The sequence below is a fragment of the Curtobacterium sp. ME12 genome, from assembly GCF_903970855.1.
In the GTDB taxonomy this organism is placed as follows: domain Bacteria; phylum Actinomycetota; class Actinomycetes; order Actinomycetales; family Microbacteriaceae; genus Curtobacterium; species Curtobacterium poinsettiae_A.
The window spans coordinates 24,406-32,228 of record NZ_CAJCKD010000040.1 but is presented as its reverse complement, the minus strand read 5'-3'; the positions used below and the strand labels follow the sequence as shown (position 1 = coordinate 32,228).

Annotated in this window: 8 protein-coding genes and 1 tRNA gene; 3 read left to right on the top strand and 6 right to left on the bottom strand. The window is 69.1% G+C overall.

The genetic code is table 11. The features are described 5' to 3' along the window. Positions 1-126: 126 nt before the first annotated feature. Both H7A73_RS15695 and H7A73_RS15690 read right to left on the bottom strand, forming a co-directional pair. Positions 127-199: transfer RNA gene (locus H7A73_RS15695), tRNA-Lys, on the bottom strand. A gap of 53 nt (positions 200-252) precedes the next feature. Beyond that, a complete protein-coding gene (locus tag H7A73_RS15690; RefSeq protein WP_017888098.1) occupies positions 253-414 on the bottom strand; it encodes a hypothetical protein in 162 nt (53 codons plus the stop codon). A 127-nt stretch (positions 415-541) separates the two neighbouring features. Between H7A73_RS15690 and H7A73_RS15685 the strand changes: the two genes are divergently transcribed. The 3 genes from H7A73_RS15685 to H7A73_RS15675 all read left to right on the top strand — a co-directional run bounded on the left by H7A73_RS15685 (position 542) and on the right by H7A73_RS15675 (position 3,141). Beyond that, positions 542-1,171 (top strand): DNA-directed RNA polymerase subunit beta, encoded by a 630-nt coding sequence (locus H7A73_RS15685; RefSeq protein ID WP_182066812.1) that lies wholly within the window; start codon positions 542-544, stop codon positions 1,169-1,171. 498 nt (positions 1,172-1,669) lie between these two features. Further along, complete coding sequence (gene sigK / locus H7A73_RS15680; RefSeq protein WP_027466633.1) at positions 1,670-2,269, top strand: ECF RNA polymerase sigma factor SigK; 600 nt, start codon at positions 1,670-1,672, stop codon at positions 2,267-2,269. Further along, on the top strand, positions 2,266-3,141 hold the full coding sequence (locus tag H7A73_RS15675) for an anti-sigma factor domain-containing protein (protein ID WP_182066811.1): 876 nt from the start codon (positions 2,266-2,268) through the stop codon (positions 3,139-3,141). The genes sigK and H7A73_RS15675 overlap by 4 nt, the downstream gene beginning before the upstream one ends. A 195-nt stretch (positions 3,142-3,336) precedes the next feature. Here the strand turns inward: H7A73_RS15675 and pstB are convergent, their stop codons facing one another. The 4 genes from pstB to pstS all read right to left on the bottom strand — a co-directional run bounded on the left by pstB (position 3,337) and on the right by pstS (position 7,464). Next, positions 3,337-4,116: a phosphate ABC transporter ATP-binding protein PstB gene (gene pstB, locus H7A73_RS15670; protein WP_182066810.1), complete on the bottom strand. Its 780-nt coding sequence runs from the start codon at positions 4,114-4,116 to the stop codon at positions 3,337-3,339. 49 nt (positions 4,117-4,165) lie between these two features. Beyond that, positions 4,166-5,251, bottom strand: coding sequence for a phosphate ABC transporter permease PstA (pstA, locus tag H7A73_RS15665; protein ID WP_182066809.1), 1,086 nt, complete (start codon positions 5,249-5,251; stop codon positions 4,166-4,168). 13 nt (positions 5,252-5,264) lie between these two features. Then, entirely contained in the window at positions 5,265-6,215 is a 951-nt protein-coding gene (gene pstC / locus H7A73_RS15660; protein WP_110861811.1) for a phosphate ABC transporter permease subunit PstC, read from the bottom strand. A gap of 142 nt (positions 6,216-6,357) precedes the next feature. Continuing rightward, the gene (pstS, locus tag H7A73_RS15655) at positions 6,358-7,464 is read right to left on the bottom strand and encodes a phosphate ABC transporter substrate-binding protein PstS (protein ID WP_182066808.1); all 1,107 of its coding nucleotides are present in this window, start codon (positions 7,462-7,464) and stop codon (positions 6,358-6,360) included. Positions 7,465-7,823 lie beyond the last annotated feature (359 nt).

Genomic DNA, 7,823 nt, shown 5'->3' with positions numbered 1-7,823 from the left:
AAGGTGTGGGCCCCGTGGGGCTCGAACCCACGACCCTCGGATGAAAAGCCGGCGTTCAGGAAGGTGTGGGCCCCGTGGGGCTCGAACCCACGACCCTCGGATGAAAAGCCGGCGTTCAGGAAGGTGTGGGCCCCGTGGGGCTCGAACCCACGACCCTCGGATTAAAAGTCCGGTGCTCTACCAACTGAGCTAGAGGCCCTCACCCGCAAGGCTAGCGGGTGAGGGCCTCTGGGACAGAACCTTGCGGACGGGTCAGCCCCGGCGCCCGGTGAGCGTCCGCAGCAGCCACGCGATGACCGCGATGATCAGCAGCACGATGCCGACGTAGAGCAGGAACTTCAGGCTCGCGGCGAACCCGCCGACGAACAGCAGGATGACTGCGATCACAGCCAGGATGATGAGCAGGGCGTTCATGGAAGATCCTCTCCTTCACGTGCAGGGAGGAGCGCCTCCCTGCCGCAACACGGTACGCGTGGCACAGCCGTTGCGTTCTGGGCGAACGGGATGCGGGCGTGTCACCGGCCGCGCCTACACTGCTGCGGTGCCTCGCGATCACCACCGTCCCGTCCACTTCACCGACGCCGAGTTCGCTGCCATCCAGGGCGGTGAGGACCCGGCGCTCGTGAACCGTGTCGCGCACGAGACCGCGAACGCCCTGCTGCACCGGGTGCGCGAGGACCCGGACCCGGCCGTGGTCGAGCGACTCGTCACCTACACCGACGTGCACGGCATCGACGCCATCGCGGAACTGTGGGCACGGGTCGGGGCGCACACCCTGCCGGGGGCGCTCTGGCGGGTGTACCTGGTCCGCATCGTGATCCGGCAGAACCCGGAGGAGATCGCGTACCTGTTCGAGCGGGGCACGGCGCAGATCGGCACGATCGACCAGGCGGTCGCGGGTGTCGAGGAGCCGACGGGCCCGGCCGAGATCCTGACGCTCGCCGACCGCATCCTGCACGGCCTGTACACGGGCGACCTCGCTGTGGCGCTCGACCGCGGGGCGTCGTTCTGCCGTCTGACCGCCGCCGGCGCGACCGCCGTGGCGGACGAGTCCGACCTGGTGGCGTCCGAGCGGGCGAGCGAACTCACGACGCGGGCGCTCCGCCTGACGGAGCTGGCGGCCGACCTGACCGAGGCGGCGGCGCTCTGGCGCCGCGACAGCCTGGACTGAGCGAGCGGCGGGGCGGACCCGCACCGGACCTCCAGGCCGAGCGCTGAAGGGCAGAGAAAGACCGGGCCGCAGAAGCGCCTCTCGGCGCGAGGCCGCTCGAAGCGGCGAATTTTGGAGCCCGGGGCTTGCTGCGGCCCGGCGACACCAAGTCTACGAGACGTCGGCTGATCACTCGACCCTGTTCACTCATGGTGGACAGAACCAGCCCGGGCGTGCCCGCGCGCGTGCCGAGTGTGCCCGCGCCCCCCTGTGCCGACCCGCCGCGCCCATCCCGCCGAGAAATGCCGACCCCCATCCAATCCACAGCGGGGACCGCGCCGAATCATCTGCGTGACGGACGGAATGCCCGTCACGAAGCGAGAGGCCCGGTGTGACCCGGACCGGCACCGCCGGTCAATTCCCTGTGGGTCACGCCGGCCCCTCGTCTCGATCGCCCATGCGGGGGCTTCGTGCTCACCGCCTGGTCAACGAAAGCAACCGAGAGGAGGGAAACCTGCAATGCTTGCCCTTGTGGATAGCGACACCGAACGCTGGAGCTCGTCAGAGCCAGCTCAGGCATCGCCGGACGACCTCCTCGCCCGGGTCGCCGCCGGTGACCAAGCCGCCTTCGCGGACCTCTACGACGCACTCTCCGGTCGGGTCCTCGGTCTGATCACGCGACTCCTCCGGGACCGCGCGCAGTCGGAAGAGGTCACGCAGGAGGTCTTCCTGGAGGTCTGGCAGCAGGCCACCCGCTTCGACCGGAAGCGCGGCACGGCCGCCAGCTGGGTCCTCACCATGGCCCATCGCCGAGCGGTCGACCGCGTCCGTGCCTCGCAGTCGTCTCACGACCGCGACACCAAGATCGGCATCCGCGACCTCGAGGCCGGGTTCGACCAGGTCTCCGAGTCCGTCGAGATCCGCATCGAGCACGAGCGCGTCGGCCGGGCGCTGGCGAAGCTCACCGAGTTCCAGCGGCAGGCCGTGCAACTCGCGTACTACGGCGGCTACTCGCACAGCGAGATGGCCGAACACCTCGGTGTCCCCATCGGCACCGTCAAGACCCGTCTCCGTGACGGGATGATCCGACTCCGAGACGAGATGGGGGTGACCTCATGACCGAACGCCACGACGACCCCGCACTGATGACGGGTTCCCACGCACTCGACGCGCTGTCCGACGACGAGCGCGCACTCCTCGAGGACGCCCTCCGGACGTCCCCCGAGCTGCAGGCCGAGAACGACTCGCTGCGCGAGACCGCGCTGCAGCTCGCCTACGCCGTCGCACCGATCGAGCCCCCCGCGTCGCTCAAGGCGTCGCTGCTGGCCCAGATCGCCACGACCCCGCAGGCCGCGCCCCTCGCCGACACGACGGTCGACCAGACCCCGGTCGCCGGGACCACCTCCGTCCAGGAGGCGCGCCCCGAGCCCGCCGGGCACGTCGCCTCGATCGCCGACGGTCCCACCGCCGGTGGCCGGGCATCGTCCGAGGCCCGCCGCCGCTGGTTCCAGCGTCCGGCGGTCATGCTGACGGCCGCAGCCGCCGTCGCCGCGGTCTTCTTCGGCGGACTCGGCGTCGGGTCGATCTTCGACCCGAACGGGTCCGGCACCGGCACCACGCAGGCCTCGAGCGGCCTCGACCGCATCTACGCAGCCTCGGACTTCCAGCGCACCACGACCAAGGTCGCGGGCGGCGGATCCGCGACGGTCGTGTGGTCGAACGACCTCGGCAAGTCCGCGGTGATCCTCGACGGTGTCGAACAGGCGCCGAAGGGCAAGACGTACGAGCTCTGGTACATCGGCTCCGAGGAACAGGGCGGCACCATCAAGTCGGCCGGCCTGGTCGACGGTGCGGCCGACGGTGTGCACTCCGCTGTGCTCAAGGGTGCGATGTCCGAGGGCGCGACGATCGGCATGACGGTCGAGCCCGAGGGCGGTTCCGAGCAGCCGACCACCTCGCCGATCATGGCGGTCCCCACCACCACGGCGTGACGCCTCGGCGGTCCCGCTGGACCGCCACCGACGCAGAACGACGAAGCCGCTGTCCCACGACAGCGGCTTCGTCGTTCCGCGTCCGCCTCGGCACGCTGCCGGCGCTCCGGCGTGACCACGGAGGCCCGGTGCGCGTCCGTGGCGGACGTGCACCGGGCCTCCAGGCAGTCCGTCAGCGCGACGGACGGATGCCGATCAACCGAAGCGACCCGAGACGTAGTCCTCGGTGGCCTGCACGGACGGGTTCGAGAACATCGTCGCGGTGTCGTCGAACTCGATGAGCTTGCCGGGGGCGCCGGTACCGGCGATGTTGAAGAACGCCGTCTTGTCGCTGACGCGCGACGCCTGCTGCATGTTGTGGGTCACGATCACGATCGTGAACTCCTTCTTGAGGTCCTCGATCAGGTCCTCGATGGCCAGGGTCGAGATCGGGTCGAGGGCCGAGCAGGGCTCGTCCATCAGGAGCACGTCCGGCTCGACCGCGATCGCGCGGGCGATGCAGAGACGCTGCTGCTGCCCACCGGACAGGCCCATACCGGGCTTGTCGAGGCGGTCCTTGACCTCGTTCCACAGGTTCGCACCCTGCAGCGAGCGCTCGACGATGTCGTCGGCCTCGGACTTCGAGACGCGCTTGTTGTTCAGCTTCACACCCGCCAGCACGTTGTCGCGGATCGACATCGTGGGGAACGGGTTCGGACGCTGGAAGACCATGCCGACCTGACGACGGACGAGCACGGGGTCGACGCCGGCGCCGTACAGGTCGTCGCCGTCGATCTTGACCGAGCCCTCGACCCATGCGCCGGGGATGACCTCGTGCATGCGGTTCAGGGTGCGGAGGAAGGTGGACTTGCCGCAGCCCGACGGGCCGATGAAGGCCGTGACGGTGCGGGGCTCGATGGTGATGTCGACACCCTCGACCGCCTTGAACTTCGAGTAGTAGACGTTGAGGCCGTCGACCTCGATGCGCTTGGACACGTTGATCCTTCTGGGTGGGTGGTGTCGCTGGTTCCGCGGGGGCGGAGGGTCAGCGGCTGAGCTTGGGGGCGAAGAGACGGGTGATGAACCGGGCGAGCAGGTTGAGCAGCATCACGATCAGGATGAGCACCAGGGCCGCGGTCCAGGCCCGGTCGACGAACGGCACCGGGTTGGCGCCCTGCTGCGAGTACTGCGTGTACGCGTACACCGGCAGGGTCATCATCGGGTCACGGAACAGGTTGTAGTTCATGCTCGCGGTGAAGCCGGCCGTGACGAGCAGCGGGGCGGTCTCACCGATGACGCGGGCGATCGAGAGCATGACACCGGTGGTGATGCCGGCGAGGCTGGTGGGGAGCACGACCTTGAGGATCGTGAGGTACTTCGGCACCCCGAGGGCGTACGAGGCCTCGCGGAGTTCCATCGGGACGATCTTCAGCACCTCTTCGGTGGAGCGCACGACGATCGGGATCATCAGCACCGACAGCGCGACGGAGCCGACCAGGCCGAAGCGGGCACCCGGGCCGAGGAACAGCGCGAAGAGCGCGTAGGCGAACAGACCGGCGACGATCGACGGGATGCCCGTCATGACGTCGACGAAGAACGTGATGCCCTTCGCCAGTGCGCCGCGACCGTACTCGACCAGGTAGATCGAGGTGAGCAGGCCGATCGGCACCGAGATGAGCGCCGCGAACAGCGTGATCTCGAGCGTGCCGATCAGGGCGTGGACCGCGCCGCCGCCCTCGGAGATGACCCCGCGCATCGAGTACGAGAAGAAGTTCGCGTCGAAGCGGGCGACGCCCTTGGCGATGACCGTCCAGAGCAGCGACACGAGCGGCAGGACCGCGATGACGAACGCCGTGACGACGAGCGAGGTGACCAGGCGGTCGACCGCCTTGCGGCCGCCCTCCACGATGCGCGAGATGACGACGATGAGGACGTCGAACAGGACCGTGCCGAGGAAGATCGCGGCCACGATGTTGAAGTCCTTGACGGCGCCACCGGCGTTGAGCAGGGCGAAGACCAGGACGAGGGCGACCCAGCTGCCGACGAGCAGCAGCCACGGGACGGAGGCGTGCAGCTTGCCGTTGGCGTAGACGTTGCCGGCGGTGCCGGTCTGACGGAGCGCGAGGGACATCGGGTGCGACCTCTCAGCTGACTCGGCTGCGGACGATGTACCGCGCGAGCATGTTGATGACCAGGGTGATGACGAAGAGGATCAGACCCGACGCGATGAGCGCGTTCAGTGCCGTACCGGATGCCTCGGCGAACTGCAGGGCGATGTTCGCGGCGATCGTCGAGGGGTTCTGCGACGTCAGCATCTGGAACGTGACGTTCGTCGAGACCGACAGCACCAGCGCGATCGCCATCGTCTCGCCGAGCGCACGACCGAGGCCGAGCATGATCGCCGACACGATGCCGGACTTCGCGAACGGCAGGACCGACAGGCGGATCATCTCCCAGCGGGTCGCGCCGAGTGCCAGGGCCGCTTCCTCGTTGAGCGTCGGGGCCTGCAGGAAGATCTCACGCATGACCGCGGTCATGATCGGGATCGCCATGACGGCGAGGACGATCGACGCGGTCAGGATCGTGCGGCCGGTGCCGGACACCTGGCCGGAGAACAGCGGGAACCAGCCGAGGTACTCGTTCAGGAACACGTAGAACGGCTTCACCAGGGGCGCCAGCACGGCGATGCCCCAGAGGCCGTAGACGACCGACGGCACCGCGGCCAGCAGGTCGATCACGTAGCCGAGGACGGGCGCGAGTCGACGCGGCGCGAAGTGCGAGATGAACAGGGCGATCCCGAGGGACAGCGGCACGGCGATCACGAGCGCGATGAGCGCGGACCAGACGGTGCCGAAGACCAGGGGGCCGACGAAGTCCCAGAAGTTCGTGGCCTTGCCCGGCAGCTCGCCGACCTTGGCGGAGAAGGCCGGGATGCTCTGCCAGACGAGGAACGCGGCGACGAGCACGAGCACGAAGAGGATGAGGCCGCCGGCGATGACCGAGGCTGCGGAGAAGACGCGGTCGCCGACACGGACGACGGCCTTCGGCTTGATCGGGGTGACGGTGGCCCCTGGCTGGGCCGGTGCGGTCGTCATGGGGTACTCCTGTCGGAGGGACGCCGGGGGAGGCGACGGGTTCTGGGGTGGTGGTGCGCGTCCGGGCGGGGTGGTCCTGGACGGCTGAGTGCCCGGACGCCGGTCAGGTGGGTGGGACCGGCGTCCGGGCGCTCAGGGGGCCTTACTTGATGGACGCGACCGCGTCCTTGGCCTTCGACGCGAGGTCGGAGGAGAGGGCGGCCGACTTGGCCTCCTTGGCAGCGGCGTCCTGAGCGGCGCTCGAGACGACGTAGTCGAGGTAGCCCTTCACGAGCTCGGCCTTGTCGGCGTCCTTGTACTCCTGGCACGCGATGGCGTAGGAGACGAGGACCAGCGGCCAGGCACCGTCAGCGGTGTCCTTGCGGTCGATGTCGATCGCGAGGTCGTTGTCCTCACGGCCGGTCGCGATCTTCGAGTCAGCGACGACCTGCGCGGCACCGTCGGCCGAGAGCTCGGTCGCCTTGTCGCCGACCATCAGCTTCGCGCGGTCGAGGTCACCCGCACCGGAGTCGTCGATGTAGGTGATGGCGTTGGTGGCGTTGCCCATCGCGGAGGCGACACCGGAGGTGCCCTTCGCGCTGTCACCGACCGAGTACGGGAAGGTCTGGCTGGGCTCTTCGGTCCAGACGTCCGAGGCGTTCGCGGAGACGTACTCCGAGAAGTTCTGCGTGGTGCCCGAGTCGTCGGAGCGGTGGACGACCGTGATGTCGGCGTCCGGCAGCTTCGCGTCCTTGTTCAGGTCGGCGATCTGCGAGTCGTCCCACTTGGTGATCTTGCCCGAGAAGATGCCCGCGATGGTCTTCGCGTCGAGGGTCAGGTCGCTGACGCCGTCCACCTTGTACGCGATCGCGATCGGGGAGATGTAGACGGGGATGTCGATGCCCTTGGTGTCCGCCTTGCAGGACTCGAAGGTGCCCGAGAGCTCCTCGTCCTTCAGCGCGGCGTCGGAACCGGCGAAGTCCGCGGCACCCGACATGAAGTTCTCGCGGCCGGCGCCAGAGCCGTCCGGGGTGTAGTTCACCGTGACGCCCGAGGCCTCGTTCTGGAAGCCGGCGGCCCAGGTGGCCTGCGCGGTCTGCTGTGCCGACGAGCCGGAGCCGGTCAGGGTGCCGGAGAGCTTCGAGTAGTCGCTGCCGCTGGTGGAGGAGGACTCGGTGCTGCCCGCGTCCTCGTTCGCCGCGCACGAGGAGAGCACGACTGCGCCGGCGATCGCGATTGCTGCGATCGAACCGATTCGCTTGATGTTCACAGGGGTCCCTTCGGGAATGGAATGCAGTGGGACCACTGCGGTCCCTGGGCCGGTGCCGACCCGGGAGCGACTGTAGGGACGCGAGGTGACCGCAATCACCCCCGCTGGTGAACGGAAGGTGAACGAGGGGTTGTCGACGTCGGGGCGGCGTGCGCCGCCTCCGCGCGGGGAGCAGGATCGGGGGCACTGTGCGCTCGTTCGGAAGATGCGCACGCATGGTCGCGGACGAGCGGTCGGGAGGCCCGGATCGCGTTCCCGGGCGCGGCGCGCCCCCGTCGTGTGGCCGGGTTCCGAGCGCGTCCGCTGCGGTCCGGCGCTGTGGTGCGTGGCGCTGCGGTGCGGTGGCGCTGCGGCCCGGC